Origin of the sequence: Blattabacterium cuenoti (assembly GCF_014252355.1) — a bacterium.
GTDB lineage: Bacteria > Bacteroidota > Bacteroidia > Flavobacteriales > Blattabacteriaceae > Blattabacterium > Blattabacterium cuenoti_AD.
In genome coordinates, this window is the sequence record NZ_CP059217.1 from 386,607 (window position 1) to 404,666 (window position 18,060).

Here is an 18,060-nt window from a genome sequence, read left to right on the forward strand (position 1 = left end):
TTTATTAATTTGTATTTAATTTTTTATTTATATAATCTTTTGATTCTTTAACAAAAGAAATAAAAATTGGATGAGGATTAATAACAGTACTTTTATATTCAGGATGAAATTGTACACCAATAAAAAAAACATGATGTTCTAATTCTATAACTTCTACTAATGATGTATCAGGATTTATTCCTGATGCTTGCATACCATAAGTTGCAAAAGATTTTAAATAATCATTATTAAATTCATATCTATGACGATGTCTTTCTATAATTTTTTCTTGACCATAAATAGAAAATATTTTAGAATTTTTTTTTAAAATACATTTTAAATTACCTAATCGCATAGTCCCTCCTTTATTTTTGATATTTTTTTGATTTTTTATTAAAATAATAATTGGATCTTTTGTATATGGATTAATCTCACAACTATCAGCTTGTGGTATTTTTAACACATTTCTAGCAAATTCAATCATTGCTACTTGCATTCCTAAACATATTCCTAAAAAAGGAATTTTATTCCGTCTTGCATATTCTGAAGCTAAAATTTTTCCTTTTATTCCTCTATTTCCAAAACCAGGAGCTATTAATATTCCTGAAATACCATTAAATATTTCAATAATATTTTTCGTTTTAATTATACATGAATTAATCCATTTGATATTTACAAATATTTTTTGAAAAGTTCCAGCATGAACTAAAGATTCTTTAATAGATTTATATGAATCATGTAATGATACATATTTACCAACTATAGCAATAGTAATTTGATATTTTGGATTTTTATATTGTTGTATAAAATTTGTCCATGCATTTAAATTAGGTTTTTTTAAAGAAATTAAATTTAATTTTTTTAAAACTTTTTTATCAAAATTTTGAATATGTAATAAATTAGGAAGATCATAAATAATTTTTGTATTAATTGATTCAATTACATTATGTGGACTAATATTACAAAATAATGATAATTTATTTATAATTTTATTTGAAATATGTTTTTCTGTTCTACAAACTAAAAAATCAGCTTGAACTCCATTTTCCATTAAATTTCTTACCGAATGTTGTGTAGGTTTAGTTTTTAGTTCTCCTGTTGCCAATATATATGGTAATAAAGTAAGATGAATAACTATACTATTAGTATATCCTAATTCCCATTTTAATTGACGAACAGTTTCTATATAAGGTAAAATTTCAATATCTCCAACTGTTCCACCAATTTCAACTATAATAATATGATAATTATTAATTTTTTCTAAAATTTTTATTCGTCTTTTAATTTCATTAGTAATATGAGGAATTACTTGAACAGTTTTCCCTAAATATTTACCTTCTCTTTCATTATCTATAACTGTTTTATATATTAATCCAGAAGTTACATTATTTTCATGAGTAGTTATTTGATCTAAAAATCTTTCATAATGACCAAGATCTAAATCAGTTTCATATCCATCTGATGTAACAAAACATTCGCCATGTTCATAAGGATTTAATGTTCCAGAATCAATATTTAAATATGGATCTAATTTTTGTATAGTAATTTTGTACCCTCTACTTTTTAATAACACTCCTAATGATGAAGAAAGTATGCCTTTACCTAAAGATGAAGTTACACCTCCAGTGACAAAAATATATTTTGTTTTCATAATGAAAATTCAATAAACTTCCCATTTTAAAAGTAATTCTATCATTAGAATAAATAAATATTATAAAGTAATTATAAATAATTTATAATTTTTTTTTATATTTACAAAAAAACTATTTAGAAGCAAGTTCTACGTAGTCAGCTCCCTATATAATCCTCCAGGGTGGGAACACAGCAAAGGTAATTAGGTTGTAGCGACATGATGTAGATAACTTGCTTCTTTTTTTAATATGTTCAACAACTTTTTAAATTTATAATTTTGTTGGATAATTTATTAATATGGATCATTTATTAACATGTAGTTTTTGCGGAAGAAAAAAAAATGAAATTACCTTAATTGTATCAGGTATTAATGGAAATATATGTAATGATTGTATAGAACGAACATATTCCATAATTCATAGAAAATTTTCTTCAAGATCTGAAGATCAAACACAAAAAAATAATAAAAATCAAGAAGAAGAAAAAAAAGAAATTAGTATACAAATACCAAAACAAATTAAACAATTTTTAGACGATTATATTATTAACCAAGATAGAGCAAAAAAAATTATTTCTGTTGCTATTTATAATCATTATAAAAGAATTAAATTATTAAAAGAAGAAAATTGTGAAATTGAAAAATCAAATATTTTATTAATAGGAAATACAGGAACAGGTAAAACATTATTAGCAAAAAGCATTTCAAAATTTCTTAATTTACCTTTTGCAATAGCAGATGCTACTACTTTAACTGAAGCAGGATATGTAGGTGAAGATGTAGAATCAATTTTAACAAAATTATTACAATCTGCTAATTATAATGTTAATCTAGCAGAACAGGGTATTATTTTTATTGATGAAATAGATAAAATTGCAAGAAAAACAAATAATCCATCTATTACTAGAGATGTATCCGGAGAAGGTGTACAACAAGCATTATTAAAAATATTAGAAGGAGATATCATTAATGTTCCACCACAAGGCGGAAGAAAACATCCAGATCAAAAAATGATTAAAATAAATACTCATAATATATTATTTATAGCAGGAGGAACATTTGAAGGATTAACAAGAATTATTAATAATAGAATTAATCAAACATCTATTGGTTTTGCTGCTTATGAAAAGAAAAAAACTTTTAATAATCAAGAAAAATTTACTTGTCATGAAATTACATATCATGATTTAAAAATATTTGGATTAATTCCTGAATTAATAGGACGGTTTCCCATTATCACTTATTTACATCCATTAAATAAATCTATGTTAAAAAAAATTTTAACAAATCCAAAGAATTCTTTAATTAAACAATATAAAAAATTATTTGAAATGGATGAAATATTAATGCAAATTTCAGAAGAAGCTTTAGATATTATTGTAGAAAAAACTTTAGAATTAGGATTAGGAGCAAGAGGATTAAGAACTTTTTGTGATAAATTATTTTTAGATTTTATGTTTAATATTGATATTTTAAAACAAAATAAAATATTAAATATAGATAAAGATATACTTATTAAACAATTATCTAAATATTATTAATTATTATTATGAATTAATTAATTGCAATAATTTTTGTTTTAATTTTAAAATACCTTCTTTTGTAAAAGAAGAAATAAATATAATTTTTTCTGTTTTAAAATCATTTATTATTTTTTGTTTTATTATTTTAGTTTGAATTAAATCAGCTTTAGATATAACAATTAATCTTTTTTTATTTAATAATTTGGGATTAAATTGATTTAATTCATTTAATAAAATTAAATATTCAATTTTAGTATTCTGACTTTCAGAAGTAATTAAAAATAATAAAATAGAATTTCTTTCTATATGTTTTAAAAAAAAATATCCTAATCCTTTTCCTTTATGAGAATTTTGTATTATTCCTGGAATATCTGCTATTGTATATGTTTTACCATATCCATATTTCATTACACCTAAATTAGGTTGTTTAGTAGTAAATGAAAAATTTCCTATTTTTGGTTTTGCATTAGTTATTATAGAAAGTAATGTTGATTTTCCTACATTTGGAAATCCAATAATTCCAATATCTGCTAAAATTTTTAATTCTAATGTTACCCAAATTCCTACTGTTTGTATTCCAGATAATGAATGAAATTTCATTTTATGTTTTAAAATTTTACTACCTTTTCCACCAAATCCTCCTTCTAATAAAATTTTTTTTTCTTGATTTAAAATAATTTCTGCTAATATATTTTTATTATTATCTTTAACTATAGTTCCTAAAGGTACTTTTATATATAAATCATTTCCATTTAATCCAGTTTTATTATTTCTACTACCTATATATCCAGATTCTGCTATAAAATGTTTTTTAAATTTTAAATGATAAAATGTACGATAATGAGATGTTCCTAAAAGAATAATATTACCGCCTTTTCCACCAGATCCTCCATCTGGAATCCATTTATTTAATTTTCTAACCTTTTTTATATGACTAGAACCAAATCCACCATTACCACTTTTACAAAAAATATTTATAAAATCTATAAAATTATTTTTCATAAATTAATAATTTGTTTTTCTATAAAAAAAGATATATCTTGAATAGAATATGAAGCATTTAATTTTATAAGATATTTTTTCCATTTTTCATTATTCCAAATAAAAGAAGTAACATTATTATATTCTTTTATTCTTTTATTAACAATATTAATATTAATATCATCATATCTATTGCTAATTTTACCTCTTGTTAATAATCTTTTTATTAGTAACTTTTTTTTTATATAAAAATAAAAAATTATATTAATTCTTCCTAAAGAAAAATGATTTAATATTTTTTCTAAAGAAATAACTTGATCTTTAGTTCTTGGATATCCATCATAAATAATTCCAGTAGATCCAATATATTTTTTAATTTCTAATTGTAATAAATTGGTAGTAATATCATCTGGAACTAAAATTCCTTGATTAATATAATTATCAACAACTTTTCCAAGTTGTGTTTTATTTAACATATGATGTCTAAAAATATTACCTGTAGATAAATGTATAAATCCAAATTTTTTTGATAAAATTTTACCTTGAGTTCCTTTTCCGCATCCAGGTGGCCCAAACAATATAATATGTAGCATAGAAACATCTTTTGTTATATGTAAATAATTTAAAATTGGAAAAATTTATAAAAGATTGTATTTAATTATTGTAATTTTTATTAAAAAAAACAATAATTTTAAACATAATTTTTTTATTTATAAATTTACAAAAATTTATTATCTATTTTATTTTTTAAAAATTTTATTTCATGAAATTTTTTATAGATTCAGCTAATTTAAAAGAAATCAAACAAGCAAAAATATTGGGATTATTAGATGGAATTACTACTAATCCATCTTTAATATCAAAAGAAAATGTTGTAAATAAAAAACAACTATATAATCATTATATATCTATCTGTAATTTATTAGATAATCTAAATATAGATATAAGTATAGAAATTATTAGTACAAATTATGATAATATGATTGAAGAAGCAATAAAAATATCTAATTTACATAAAAAAATTGTAGTTAAAGTTCCAATAATTAAAGACGGAATTCGTGTTATAAAATATTTATCTAATAAAGGCATTAAAACTAATTGCACTTTAATTTTTTCTCCATTACAATCTATATTAGCCGCCAAATCTGGAGCAACATATGTTTCTCCATTTTTAGGAAGATTAAATGATATTGCTTATAATGGAATATCTGTTATTAAAGAAATTAAACAAATTTATGATAATTATAATTTTACAACCAAAATTTTAGTTGCATCTATTAGAAATCCAATACATATTTTAGAATGTGCTAAACTTGGGGTATATGCTATAACTTCTCCTTTAAATATACTATTAAAAAGTTTTTATCATCCTATGACTGATATTGGATTAAATAATTTTTTAGAAGATTATAATGAAAAAATTAAGTTTTAATTATTAATTTATCTTGTATTAAATATTGAATGGCTATAGATGTTGCTTTTGGTAATGCTTCATAAGATTTAGATAATTCTATTTGTTCCTTATTTTCAATAGTTTCTTCTAAACTATTTGTATCTAAAAAATGAAATTTTTCTAATTTATTATCTAAATTATTTTTAATATTTTGATCAAAAATTTTAGAAATTTTTTCTAAAATACAAATAGTTTCATATATATTTTTACCTGATTTTTGTTCTAAAGTTGAACGATCAATTGTTTCTGTATTTAAAGGTGTAGATAATATATCAAAATTCAAATTCATTGGTATAATAATTTTTGTAAAAAAATTTTTATCATTTTAAATAAGTTATTATTTTTTTTAGATTTTGGTATGGATTTTTGTGGTGTATTTATTTCCATTTCCACGTTAGATTTTTCTTTTTTCGCTGTTTGAGGTTTTATTTTTTTATAATTTAAAAGATTATTTGGATTATAAGGTCTCATATTTATAATATTTTTATTTTTATAAAACATTTTTTGTTTATGAAAATTATATGTATACTTTTTATAAGTATCAATATTTACCATATTATTTGATCCATCAATATCATCAAATAACAACATATCTTCATCATCACACGCTATTAATAAAAAAATAGACAATAAAAAAAGGATGATTTTAATTTTCATATTAAAGATTTTTTCACTTGTTTTTGTATTGGTATTGGTATTGTATTATTATTTATTAAGTTATATTATTTAATTTATTTTATTTATGAGAATATTTGATGATATCTTTATCAAATAAATACCATCCACTTTTATCTTCTCCAATTAATTTAATTTTATCTAAATATTTTTTAATTAAATTTTCTTCTTCTATTTGTTCTTCTATATACCATTGTAAAAAATGATATGTAAAATAATCATCTTCTTTTAATGATAATTTTACTATATAACTAACTTGTTCAGATATTACTTTTTCATGTTCAAATAATTGTTGAAATACTTCTTGTATTGAATTACATGTAATATTATTATTAATATTTAATAATTTAATATTATTAAAATCTGCATATCCACCTCTCTTATTAATGTATTGAATTAATTTCATCATATGTATATTTTCTTCTTCTGAATGATGATATAAAAAATTTGATATTCCATCAAATTCTCCATAATGGTGTTCAACCCAAGATGCCATAGATAAATATAAAAGTGATGATTCTAATTCTCTATTAAATTGTTTTTTTAATTCTAATTCTATAATATGTTTTATCATTTATTTTTTTTTATAAAAATTGATTGATGTTTTCTAAACATTTTTTCATTTTTGTTATTAATGTTGTTGTCCCATGTAATAATGGTAATCTTACATAATTATGACAAATCCCTATAATACTCAAAAGAGTTTTTATTCCAACTGGATTTCCTTCTTCATAAAGATATTTAATTATATCTAAAATATTATAATAAATATAAAAAGCTTCTTTCACTTGATGATTAATAACTAAAGAAACCATTTTAGATACTGCTTTAGGTAATCCTTGTGCTATAACAGAAATAACTCCATCTCCACCACCTAATATTATAGGTAATGTAATAAAATCATCTCCAGAAATTACATAAAAATTTTTTGGTTTTTGTGCTATAATTTGATATGATTGTAAAATACATCCAGATGCTTCTTTTATACCTATAATATTTTTATAATCTCTAGCTAAACGAATCACTGTTTGAGGATGTACATTTACACCAGTTCTTTTAGGAACATTATATATAATTATATTATTATTAGTATGCATAGATATATATTTAAAATGTTGATATATACCTTCTTGAGTAGGATTATTATAATAAGGAGAAACTGATAAAATAGCAATAAATTCCGATAAATCAAAATTATTAATTTTTTTTACAATGTCCTTAGTATTATTTCCTCCTATACCTAAAACTAATGGTAATTTTTTATTGTTGATTTTTTTAATACAATTAATAATTTCTTCTTGTTCTTTTTTATTTAAAGTGGGATATTCTGAAGTTGTTCCTAATATTACTAAATAATCTACTTTTTCTTTTACATATTTGACTAAATTTATTATTCCATCAAAATCAACTTCTTTATTTTTTTTAAATGGAGTAACTAATGCTACACCTGTTCCACCAAAAAATTTTTTCATATTTATTTTTAATTAATTTTGCAGATGTAGGATTAATATCAAATTTAAAAAATTTTTTTATTTTTTTGTTTTGCAACAGATACAACTATATTTCTTCCCATTAATTCTGTTCCATTTAATTTTTCTATAGCTTTTTTTGCTTCCTCTTCATTAGACATTTCTATAAATCCAAATCCTTTACTTCTTTTTTTATATGATGAATCATCAAAAATAATTTTTGCATTAATTACATTACCTATAGATGATTCAAAATGATCTTTTAATTCTTGTTCTGTAATATTATATGATAAATTTCCAACATATAATTTCGTATTTAATTTTGTATTTTTCATAAATGAATTTTTTTAAAATAAAAACAAATTTAGAAAAATATATTGAATATATTTTGATTTAAATGAATATTCCTATTATTTCATCATTATTAGATAATGATTTTTATAAATTTACTATGCAAAATGCAGTATTGAAATTATTTCCTAATGTTAAAGTACAATATAAATTTATAAATAGAGGTTCTCATTGTTTTCCAAAACATTTTGGAGAAATTTTAAAAGAAATATTATCTTATATGCAAAATTTAAAATTAACTAATCAAGAACGATTATATTTAGAACAATATTGTCCATGTTTTGATTCTTTTTATTTAAATTTTTTAACTAATTATCGATTTGATCCTAAAGAAATCACTATTATACAAAAATACACTAATATCAAAATTTATATTGAAGGATTATGGAGTAGAACAATTTTATGGGAAGTTCCATTATTAGCATTAATAAGTGAATTATATTATAAATTAACTTATTTAAAACATATTTCATACGAAAAAATTATTTATTCAACAATCAAAAAATTAATACAATATCAAAATTTAGATGTTAAAATAGGAGAATATGGTACTAGAAGAAGATTTTCTTATAAAGTACATAAAATAATTTTAAAAATTCTTAATAAGAAAAAATATACATCCTTCATTGGAAGTAGTAATCTTCATTTTTCTAAAAATTTTTCTATTAAACCAATAGGAACACAAGGACATGAATGGATTATGTTTCATGCAGCAAAATATGGTTTTTATAAAGCTAATAAATTTGCCATGATAAATTGGATTAATATTTATAAACATAAATTATATAATATAGCTTTATCTGATACTTATACAAGTCCCCTTTTTTTTAAAAATTTCAATAAAAAATTATCAAATCAATTTGAAGGTATTAGACATGATAGTGGAGATCCATTTATATTTATTAATAATACACTAAAACATTATAATAAATTTAAGATTAATCCATTAAATAAAACTATTATATTTTCAGATAATTTAAATCCAAATAAAGTTGCTAATATTTCATTTTTTTGTAAAAAAAAAATTAATACATTATTTTGTATAGGAACTAATTTTACTAATGATGTTGGAGTTCCATTTTTAAATATAGTAATTAAAATAATTAACACACAATATAAAAAAAATAAATGGATATATGTAGTAAAATTATCGGATAATAAAACTAAATCAACAGGAGACAAAAATATGATTATGTTAGCCAAAAAAATAGTTAAAAAATGTTTATTATGACATAATGACATTATATTTTATATACCTTTATATATAACAATATCTTTTTTTATGTTAAATACAATTAATAATAATCTGTTTTATCTTGAAACTTATGGTTGTCAAATGAATATTTCAGATAGTGAAATTATAATTTCTATATTATTAAAACAAGGATTTTATTTAACATATAATATAGAAAAAGCTAATATAATTTTATTAAATACTTGTGCTATACGAGAAAATGCCAAAATGACTATTTTAAATAGATTACAATATTTAAAATCATTATATCAACATAAAAAAAAAATATTTGGAATTATTGGTTGTTTATCTAAAATAGATAACGAATTTTTCTCTAAAAAACTTGTAAATTTTTCAATAAATCCAAATTCTTATAAAGAAATTCCAAAAATTATTAATTATATAAAACAAGGAAAAAAAATTGAATTTCATAAAAATAATAAAATAGAAACTTACGAAAATATATATCCATTTAGACAACAATATAAAGTTACTGCATTTTTAAGTATTATTAGAGGATGTAATAATATGTGTACATTTTGTATTGTACCTTTTACAAGAGGACGAGAAATAAGTATAAGTCCATATTCTATTATTAACGAATGTAAAAAATTATATAATAATGGATATAAAGAAATAACATTATTAGGCCAAAATGTAGATTCTTATTCTTGGAAAGAAACTAATAAAAAAAATAATTTAAATTTTGCTAAATTATTAAATATGTTAGCTATTCAATTACCATTTATGAGAATTCGATTTACAACCTCTAATCCTCATGATTTTTCTGATGAAGTAATTAATATTATATCTAAATATTCTAATATTTGTAAACATATTCATTTACCAGTTCAATCTGGAAGTAATAAAATGTTAAAATTAATGAATAGAAAGTATACCAGAGAAAGTTATATATATTTAATCAAAAAAATTAAAAATACAATACCTGAATGTTCTATATCTCATGATATTATGACTGGATTTTGTAACGAAAATGAAGAAGATCATAAATATACAATTAGTTTAATGAATGAAATTAAATATCATTATGGATATATGTTTATTTATTCTCCAAGACCTGGAACGTATGCTTATAGACAATTATCTGATAATGTTCCATATAAAACAAAACAAAAAAGATTACAAGAAATTATTAATCTTCAAAAAGAACATTCTTATTTTAACATGAAACAATATATAGGACAAATACAAGAAGTTTTAATTGAAGGAAGATCTAAAAAAAATGATTTGTATTGGTATGGAAAAAATACACAAAATATTACAGTAGTTTTTCCAAAAAAAAATTATAAAATTGGCAATTTTGTTAATGTAAAAATATTAGATTTTACATCAGTTACATTAATAGGCAATATTATAAATTAATTGTAAATGGAGCATATTATTCAAAATATCAAAAGGAAACTTAATATTATTGGAAATGATTATGTATTACATAGAGCTTTAAAAAAATCTATTCAAGTTGCTCCAACTGATATTTCAGTATTAGTTTTAGGCGAAAGTGGAGTCGGTAAAGAATTTATTCCAAAAATTATTCATCAATTTTCATACAGAAAACATTCTCCATATATTTCTATTAATTGTGGAGCTATTCCAGAAGGAACTATTGATAGTGAATTATTTGGACATGAAAAAGGATCTTTTACTGGTGCTAATAAGATGAGAAAAGGATATTTTGAGGAAGCTAATGGAGGAACTATTTTTTTAGATGAAGTTGGAGAATTACCAATTTCTACTCAAATACGTCTTTTACGAATATTAGATTCTGGAGAATTTATTAAAGTTGGATCTTCTAAAATTCAAAAAACTAATATTAGAATCATTGCTGCTACCAATTTAAATATGCAAAATTCAATTCAAAATGGTAAATTTAGAGAAGATTTATATTATAGATTAAATACTGTTGAAATTACTATACCAGCATTAAGATTTAGAAAAAATGATATTAGATTATTAATCAAAAAATTTGCTCATGATTTTTCTGAAAGATATAATATGCCATTTATACAATTTACAGAAGAATCTATACAATATTTAGAAGAATATCCTTGGCCTGGCAATATTAGACAATTAAAAAATGTAATAGAACAAATTTCTGTGGTAGAAATAAAAAGAAAAATTTTTTTAGATAAATTAAAAGAATATTTACCAAATAATATTCCATCTATTACTCATTCTCCTCAGTCTCATTATGAGAATATTTTTTCTAATTTTTCTAATAATGAAAAAGATTTTTTATATCAATTGTTATTTGATATTAAAAGTAATTTAAATAATTTAAAAAAATTAATATTTCAATGGATTAAAAAAGATGATATTTTTTTAAAAAAAAATAAACATTTAATAGAAACAATATTTGGAAATATATTTCATTCATCTATTTCTGAAAAAAAATATGATTCTATTTATCAATTAATAAATTCATCATCATCTTCTTCATTATCAAAAAATAATATTACTGTAAAAAACAATGAATTGAATTCTTTTTCACTTCAACATAAAGAAGTTGAATTTATTCAAAAAGCTTTAATTAAACATAGAGGAAAAAGAAAACAAGCTGCAAAAGATTTAGGAATTTCTGAACGAACATTATATAGAAAAATTAAACAATATGGATTATAACATGAAAATTTATGTATAAAATTATATTACTTAGTATATTTATGATTTTAATATGTTGTTTACTAATTATTACCATTTTAATTCAAAATCCTAAAAAAGGAATGTTTCATCAACCATTTATTGAAAATAAAATCAAATTTTTTGGTATAAAAAAAACTAATTTATTATTAATAAATATAACATGGATATTATCAATTCTTATTTTTTTTTCTATTTGTTTATTTAATTATTTATTAAAATAATGGATTATGTCATAATGACATTTTTATAAAAAAAAAATACAATTTTATTATTTGGCATGTTTTTGGCTTTAATATAAATTAACCGTAAACTTTAAAAAAAATTAATATGGTGGACGTAAAGATTAAACCTTTAGCAGATCGTGTATTAATATTACCTGATCAAGCTGAAACACAAACAGCTTCAGGAATCATAATACCTGATACAGCTAAAGAAAAACCTCAAAAAGGAACTGTAATTGCAATTGGTCAAGGAAAAAAAAATGAACCTATTACTTTAAAAAAAGGAGATAGAGTCTTATATGGAAAATATTCAGGAACAGAATTAAAATGGGAAGAAAAAGAATATTTGATTATGAGAGAATCTGATATAATAGCAATTATATAAATATTACTTAAAAAAAATAATAAAAAATTATGGCAAAAGATATTAAATTCGATATTGAAGCAAGAGATAAGTTAAAAAAAGGAGTAGATGCATTAGCTAATGCAGTAAAAGTAACTTTAGGACCAAAAGGAAGAAATGTAGTATTACAAAAATCTTTTGGAGGACCACAAGTAACTAAAGATGGAGTATCTGTAGCAAAAGAAATAGAATTAGAAGATGCTATTGAAAATTTAGGTGCACAAATGGTAAAAGAAGTTGCGTCTAAAACTAATGATGTTGCAGGTGATGGAACAACCACAGCTACTGTATTAGCACAAGCAATTGTAAGAGAAGGATTAAAAAATGTAGCAGCTGGAGCAAATCCAATGGATTTAAAACGAGGAATAGATAAAGCATTAGAAGTTGTTATTTTTGATTTAAAAAAACAATCTAGAGAAGTTGGTGGTAATAATGAAAAAATTAAACAAGTAGCATCTATATCTGCTAATAATGATGAAAAAACTGGAGCTTTAATAGCCGATGCATTTGAAAAAGTAGGAAAAGAAGGAGTTATTACTGTAGAAGAAGCAAAAGGAACAGATACATCTGTAGATGTTGTAGAAGGAATGCAATTTGATAGAGGATATCAATCTCCTTATTTTGTAACTAATACAGAAAAAATGATTACAGAATTTGATCAACCACAAATTCTATTATCTGATAAAAAAATAGCAGCAATGAAAGATTTATTACCAATTTTAGAACCTGTTGCTCAATCTGGAAAACCTTTATTAATTATTTCTGAGGAAGTAGAAGGAGAAGCTTTAGCTACATTGGTAGTGAATAAAATTCGTGGAACTTTAAAAGTAGCTGCTATAAAAGCTCCTGGATTTGGAGATAGAAGAAAAGCCATGTTAGAAGATATAGCAATTTTAACAGGAGGAACAGTTATTTCAGAAGAAACAGGAAGTAAATTAGAAGATGTAAAATTACATATGTTAGGTAAAGCAGAAAGAGTGATAATAGATAAAGATAATACTACTATTGTAAATGGAGGAGGAAGTAAAAAAGATATAAGAGCTCGTGTAGATCAAATTAAAGCTCAAATAGAAACTACTACATCAGATTATGATAAAGAAAAATTACAAGAACGTTTAGCTAAATTAGCTGGAGGTGTTGCTGTATTATATGTAGGTGCTGCATCAGAAGTAGAAATGAAAGAAAAAAAAGATAGAGTGGATGATGCTTTAAATGCTACAAGAGCCGCTGTAGAAGAAGGAATTGTTGCTGGTGGTGGTGTTGCACTTGTTCGTGCTATTAAATCATTAGATCATATTATAGGAGATAATCCAGATCAAGATACAGGAATACAAATAGTGAGACGATCATTGGAAGAACCACTTAGACAAATAGTAGCCAATGCAGGTGGAGAAGGATCTGTAGTAGTAGCTAAAGTTGCTGAAGGAACAGGTGATTTTGGATATGATGCCAAATTAGGAGAATATAAAAATATGATTGTAGAAGGTATTATAGATCCAACTAAAGTAGCTAGAGTAGCATTAGAAAATGCGGCTTCAGTAGCTGGAATGTTATTAACAACAGAATGTGTAGTTACAGAAATTAAAAAAGATGAACCTAATACTCCTCCAATGCCTGGAGCTGCTGGTGGAGCTGGTATGGGTGGTATGATGTAATACTACATATAATAAAAACTATTATATATAAAAAAAAATAGTGTCTATTTTAAGACACTATTTTTTTTTATTATTATTAATTCCAATTATTTTGAATTTTTAATGTTTGTTCTATGACATCTCTTACACAACCTTTGCCTCCTTTTTTTGGAGAAATATATTTAGAAATTGCTTTTATTTCTGATACAGCATCAAACGGAGAACAAGGTAAAGCAACAGATTTCATAATTTCAAGATCTGGAAGATCATCTCCCATATATAATATTGTTTTTTTAGAAATATTTAACATATTACAATATTCATCAAAATATGGTTTTTTATTATTTATACCTTGATAAATATGATTAATATTTAATTCTCTTAACCGTTTAAATATCATAATATCAGAATTTCTTGTCATAATACATATATTATATCCTTTATTTTTGGCTAATTTCATTGCAAATCCATCTTTAATAGACATTTTTTTCCCTATATATTCATGTGCATATAAATATACAGTACTATCAGTTAGTACTCCATCAACATCAAATATAAAAGTATAAATATCCTTCATAATATTCAGATAATGTTTCATAAGAAAAAATATTTTATTAATACTTATGAAGTATATATTATACTATTATAAATACAAATAATAATTTTTAACAATTACAATGTGTAAATGTTGTTTATCCTGATGTTTTATTTTGATTTAATATTATTATTTTGATTAAAAGATTGAGATTGTCCTTTAAAATCTTTTTGATGACGTTCTGAAATGACTTCTTCTCCTTTTTCATTAATAATGAATCTAATCATATTATCTAATATACTTTTAAATTTAGCAAAATCTTCCTTATATAAATAAATTTTATGTTTTTTATAAGTAATTTCTCCTGTTTCAGAAAAAGTTTTTTTACTTTCTGTAATAGTTAAATAATAATCACCTGCTCTAGTTTCTCTTGCATCAAAAAAATAAGTACGACTTCCAGTTTTCAAAGTACGTGAACATATTTCATTTCTTATATTTTCTTTTTCTTCCATTTCTTTCATTAATTTAAAAATATAATAAAAATAAGTAAAACAAATCTAAATAAAAAAAATGGTCTATAAAAAAATCATTTTATATTATGTATATTATTTTGTTTTTAAAAAAAAAAGTAAATCAAAATTAGATATATAAGATATATCATTAGTAATTATAACAATAGTTGAATTTTTCATTTTTTTTTGTAAAAAATGAATGATTAATTTTTTTTTGAAAAAATCTATTGCAGAAAAATTATCATCTAAAATAATAATTTTTGGATTTTTTATAATAGCTCTTGCTAAACATATTCTTTGTTTTTGTCCTACAGATAATGTTATTCCATTTTTTCCTATTATTGTATGATATCCATTTTTAAATTGTATAATTTCTTGATCTATCATTGCATTTTTAGCTGCTTCATAAACTTGATAAGGATAAATTTTTTTATTTATACTTCCAAAAGCAATATTATTATATATAGTATCTGAAAATAAATATGTTTCTTGAGAAACATAACTAATATTTTTTCTAAAAAAATATAAACTATAATTTTTTAATGAAATATTATCAATTAATATTTTTCCACAATATGAATCATAGAATTTAGACATTAATTTTCCTATAGTTGTTTTTCCAGACCCAGTTTTTCCAGTGATAATTAAAGTTTTACCTTTTGTAATAGAAAATGAAAGTTTTTTAAAAATATATTGTTTTTGATTATAAATAAAACTAACATTTATAAATTGTATTTTTCCATAAATTTTTTTTTTTATTAAATGTTTATTAATACTTATAGAAGTGTTTTTAAAAAATTGATTAATACGTTTTATTGATATTTTGGCTTTTTCAAAAGTTAAGATTATCCAATTTAAAATAAAAAAAGGAAAAATAATAATATTAATATAAGTAAAAAATTCGGCTAATATTCCTATTTCTTTTATTTCTCCATTAAGAAATTTTTTACCTCCAAAAAAAAGAATTAATATATTACAATTACCAAGAAAAAAAATAATAATTGATGATAATATTGTATTAACTTTGGATAACGTAATATGTTGATTTTTATAATTTATAATGATTTTTTTATATTTTTTATATAAAAAATTTTCAGAAGAAAATAACTTAATTAAATGAATTCCAGAACAAAATTCTTGAATAAAAGATGAAATAATAATTTTATTTTCTTGTATATTTTTAATTGTTGGAAATAAATATTTTCTGATATAACAAACAATAATACAAAGAATAGGAATAGGTATAATTACATATAAAGATAATGATTTATTAAGACGGAACATTTGAATAAAAACCATAATTAATAAAATAATTAAATTTAAAATATACATTAATGCTGGTCCTAAGTATTGTCTAATATGAGCAACATCTTCCGTTAATCTATTTATTAAATCTCCCGTTGAATGTTCTTTATAAAAAGATAAATTTAATTTTTGATAATGTGCAAAAATTTCATTTTTTATATCACATTCAATCATTCTAGATGTTGTCATAAAACATTGTCTCATATGATATTTAATTATACCACAAAACATTGGAATAATTGAAATAATTATAGCATATATCACAATTGTTATTTTTAATTTATTAGGAGTATTATATTGAAAAATATCAATTTTATGTTTAACAAAATCAGAAAAAATAATTTTTATAATCTTGATAGATTTTCCTATATAAGGAATAGGTAATAAAGTAAATATATTTGATATTATAATTAATAAACATCCTAGAAAAAAACGATATTTATATTTTAAAATATATTTTGTACTAAACCAAAATAATCTCATCATATTAATAAAAATTTTTTCTATTTATAAAAAATGTTAATTAGACGGCACTTTAGAATAAAAAGTTTGCAATTTTTATATGCACAATACTTATCTAAAATGGATTATAAACAAGTAGAAAAAAATATGCTTCATAGCATTGAAGAATTACATTATTTATATATTTCTCTTCTATGTTTAATATTACAAATTCAAAAATTTGCTGTTTTAAAAATTCAAGAAAATCAAAAATTATTAAATAATAAAATGATTAAACAGTTTGCATATAATTCTATTATTAATCTTTTATCAAAGAATAAATATCTACTTGAATATAATTTAAAAAAAAATTGTAAATATTTTTTTTGGCAAACAGATGAAAATTATATTTATATTTTATTACAAGAGATAATAAAACTTAATTATGATAATATTTTTATTAATAATCACAATCATGTATCCTCTTTTCAAAAAGAAAAAGATTTTATTATAACATGTTATAATAAATGTTTTATTACAAATAAAAAATTCATAGAATTTATAGAAGATTCATATACAATAATTACAAAAATTGATTTATTTATAGCTCATAAAATGGTATGTAAAACATTAAAATATATTAAATTATATACACCAACTAATTTTAAATTATTTGATATTTATGAAAATCATAATAATAAACAATTTATTATTGATTTATATAGAAAAACTTTACAACATAAACATGAATTCAATAAATTAATAGAATCTATTTCTAAAAATTGGGCAATCAAAAGAATATCTATTATAGATTTAATCATATTACAAATGGCAATTTGTGAATTTTTATATTTTCCACATATTCCACCAAAAGCAACAATAAATGAATATATTGAAATTACAAAAATATTTTGTATGGAAAAAAGTAAAATTTTTGTAAATGGAATTTTAGATAAAATTTTACAATTATTAAATAAAGAACAAAAATTAAAAAAAAAATTAATTATAATAAATTATAATGTTGATAAAGATGAAGTAATTTGATTAAATTAT

General features: G+C 21.2%; 20 protein-coding genes and 1 other RNA gene. 10 read left to right on the forward strand and 11 right to left on the reverse strand.

Annotated features, from left to right (window positions below):
- Positions 1-4: 4 nt before the first annotated feature.
- On the reverse strand, positions 5-1,630 hold the full coding sequence (locus tag H0H38_RS01885) for a CTP synthase (RefSeq protein WP_185872618.1): 1,626 nt from the start codon (positions 1,628-1,630) through the stop codon (positions 5-7).
- Between the two features lie 120 nt (positions 1,631-1,750).
- Between H0H38_RS01885 and ffs the strand changes: the two genes are divergently transcribed.
- Positions 1,751-1,851: signal recognition particle sRNA small type (gene ffs, locus H0H38_RS01890), an RNA gene on the forward strand.
- A 57-nt stretch (positions 1,852-1,908) separates the two neighbouring features.
- The gene (gene clpX / locus H0H38_RS01895; RefSeq protein ID WP_185872619.1) at positions 1,909-3,150 is read left to right on the forward strand and encodes an ATP-dependent Clp protease ATP-binding subunit ClpX; all 1,242 of its coding nucleotides are present in this window, start codon (positions 1,909-1,911) and stop codon (positions 3,148-3,150) included.
- A gap of 6 nt (positions 3,151-3,156) precedes the next feature.
- Here clpX and obgE read toward each other — a convergent pair whose 3' ends face one another.
- Both obgE and H0H38_RS01905 read right to left on the reverse strand, forming a co-directional pair.
- The gene (obgE, locus tag H0H38_RS01900) at positions 3,157-4,134 is read right to left on the reverse strand and encodes a GTPase ObgE (protein ID WP_185872620.1); all 978 of its coding nucleotides are present in this window, start codon (positions 4,132-4,134) and stop codon (positions 3,157-3,159) included.
- Positions 4,131-4,706: a nucleoside monophosphate kinase gene (locus tag H0H38_RS01905; RefSeq protein WP_185872621.1), complete on the reverse strand. Its 576-nt coding sequence runs from the start codon at positions 4,704-4,706 to the stop codon at positions 4,131-4,133. The genes obgE and H0H38_RS01905 overlap by 4 nt, the downstream gene beginning before the upstream one ends.
- Before the next feature lie 170 nt (positions 4,707-4,876).
- On the opposite strand from H0H38_RS01905, the gene fsa reads away from it, so the two are divergent.
- Positions 4,877-5,545, forward strand: a complete 669-nt coding sequence (fsa, locus tag H0H38_RS01910) for a fructose-6-phosphate aldolase (RefSeq protein ID WP_185872622.1) — start codon at positions 4,877-4,879, stop codon at positions 5,543-5,545.
- Here the strand turns inward: fsa and H0H38_RS01915 are convergent.
- From H0H38_RS01915 to H0H38_RS01935, 5 genes are all read right to left on the reverse strand, one after another.
- On the reverse strand, positions 5,535-5,855 hold the full coding sequence (locus H0H38_RS01915; protein ID WP_185872623.1) for a hypothetical protein: 321 nt from the start codon (positions 5,853-5,855) through the stop codon (positions 5,535-5,537). The genes fsa and H0H38_RS01915 overlap by 11 nt on opposite strands.
- Positions 5,852-6,223 (reverse strand): hypothetical protein, encoded by a 372-nt coding sequence (locus H0H38_RS01920; protein ID WP_185872624.1) that lies wholly within the window; start codon positions 6,221-6,223, stop codon positions 5,852-5,854. Before H0H38_RS01920 ends, H0H38_RS01915 begins: the two co-directional genes overlap by 4 nt.
- A 79-nt stretch (positions 6,224-6,302) precedes the next feature.
- Complete coding sequence (locus tag H0H38_RS01925) at positions 6,303-6,815, reverse strand: ferritin (protein ID WP_185872625.1); 513 nt, start codon at positions 6,813-6,815, stop codon at positions 6,303-6,305.
- A gap of 10 nt (positions 6,816-6,825) precedes the next feature.
- Positions 6,826-7,713, reverse strand: coding sequence for a 4-hydroxy-tetrahydrodipicolinate synthase (dapA, locus tag H0H38_RS01930; protein WP_185872626.1), 888 nt, complete (start codon positions 7,711-7,713; stop codon positions 6,826-6,828).
- A gap of 44 nt (positions 7,714-7,757) precedes the next feature.
- Positions 7,758-8,045 carry an RNA recognition motif domain-containing protein gene (locus tag H0H38_RS01935; RefSeq protein ID WP_185872627.1) on the reverse strand — a complete coding sequence of 96 codons (288 nt, stop codon included), beginning with the start codon at positions 8,043-8,045 and terminating at the stop codon, positions 7,758-7,760.
- A gap of 62 nt (positions 8,046-8,107) precedes the next feature.
- On the opposite strand from H0H38_RS01935, the gene pncB reads away from it, so the two are divergent.
- The 6 genes from pncB to groL all read left to right on the forward strand — a co-directional run bounded on the left by pncB (position 8,108) and on the right by groL (position 14,235).
- The gene (pncB, locus tag H0H38_RS01940) at positions 8,108-9,292 is read left to right on the forward strand and encodes a nicotinate phosphoribosyltransferase (protein ID WP_185872628.1); all 1,185 of its coding nucleotides are present in this window, start codon (positions 8,108-8,110) and stop codon (positions 9,290-9,292) included.
- A gap of 51 nt (positions 9,293-9,343) precedes the next feature.
- Positions 9,344-10,678 (forward strand): tRNA (N6-isopentenyl adenosine(37)-C2)-methylthiotransferase MiaB, encoded by a 1,335-nt coding sequence (miaB, locus tag H0H38_RS01945; protein ID WP_185872629.1) that lies wholly within the window; start codon positions 9,344-9,346, stop codon positions 10,676-10,678.
- Positions 10,679-10,684: 6 nt separating this feature from the next.
- Positions 10,685-11,935, forward strand: coding sequence for a sigma 54-interacting transcriptional regulator (locus H0H38_RS01950; protein ID WP_185872630.1), 1,251 nt, complete (start codon positions 10,685-10,687; stop codon positions 11,933-11,935).
- An 11-nt stretch (positions 11,936-11,946) separates the two neighbouring features.
- Positions 11,947-12,177, forward strand: a complete 231-nt coding sequence (gene secG, locus H0H38_RS01955; RefSeq protein WP_185872631.1) for a preprotein translocase subunit SecG — start codon at positions 11,947-11,949, stop codon at positions 12,175-12,177.
- Between the two features lie 106 nt (positions 12,178-12,283).
- Positions 12,284-12,562 (forward strand): co-chaperone GroES, encoded by a 279-nt coding sequence (locus tag H0H38_RS01960; protein ID WP_185872632.1) that lies wholly within the window; start codon positions 12,284-12,286, stop codon positions 12,560-12,562.
- Positions 12,563-12,591: 29 nt separating this feature from the next.
- Entirely contained in the window at positions 12,592-14,235 is a 1,644-nt protein-coding gene (gene groL / locus H0H38_RS01965; protein ID WP_185872633.1) for a chaperonin GroEL, read from the forward strand.
- A 76-nt stretch (positions 14,236-14,311) separates the two neighbouring features.
- Here the strand turns inward: groL and H0H38_RS01970 are convergent, their stop codons facing one another.
- The 3 genes from H0H38_RS01970 to H0H38_RS01980 form a co-directional block, all read right to left on the reverse strand.
- The gene (locus tag H0H38_RS01970) at positions 14,312-14,812 is read right to left on the reverse strand and encodes a KdsC family phosphatase (protein ID WP_185872634.1); all 501 of its coding nucleotides are present in this window, start codon (positions 14,810-14,812) and stop codon (positions 14,312-14,314) included.
- 107 nt (positions 14,813-14,919) lie between these two features.
- A complete protein-coding gene (locus H0H38_RS01975; RefSeq protein WP_185873018.1) occupies positions 14,920-15,261 on the reverse strand; it encodes a DUF3276 family protein in 342 nt (113 codons plus the stop codon).
- A 93-nt stretch (positions 15,262-15,354) separates the two neighbouring features.
- Positions 15,355-17,052: an ABC transporter ATP-binding protein gene (locus H0H38_RS01980; RefSeq protein ID WP_185872635.1), complete on the reverse strand. Its 1,698-nt coding sequence runs from the start codon at positions 17,050-17,052 to the stop codon at positions 15,355-15,357.
- Between the two features lie 30 nt (positions 17,053-17,082).
- Here H0H38_RS01980 and nusB point away from each other — a divergent pair, with 30 nt between their 5' ends.
- Positions 17,083-18,051 carry a transcription antitermination factor NusB gene (gene nusB, locus H0H38_RS01985; protein ID WP_185872636.1) on the forward strand — a complete coding sequence of 323 codons (969 nt, stop codon included), beginning with the start codon at positions 17,083-17,085 and terminating at the stop codon, positions 18,049-18,051.
- Positions 18,052-18,060 lie beyond the last annotated feature (9 nt).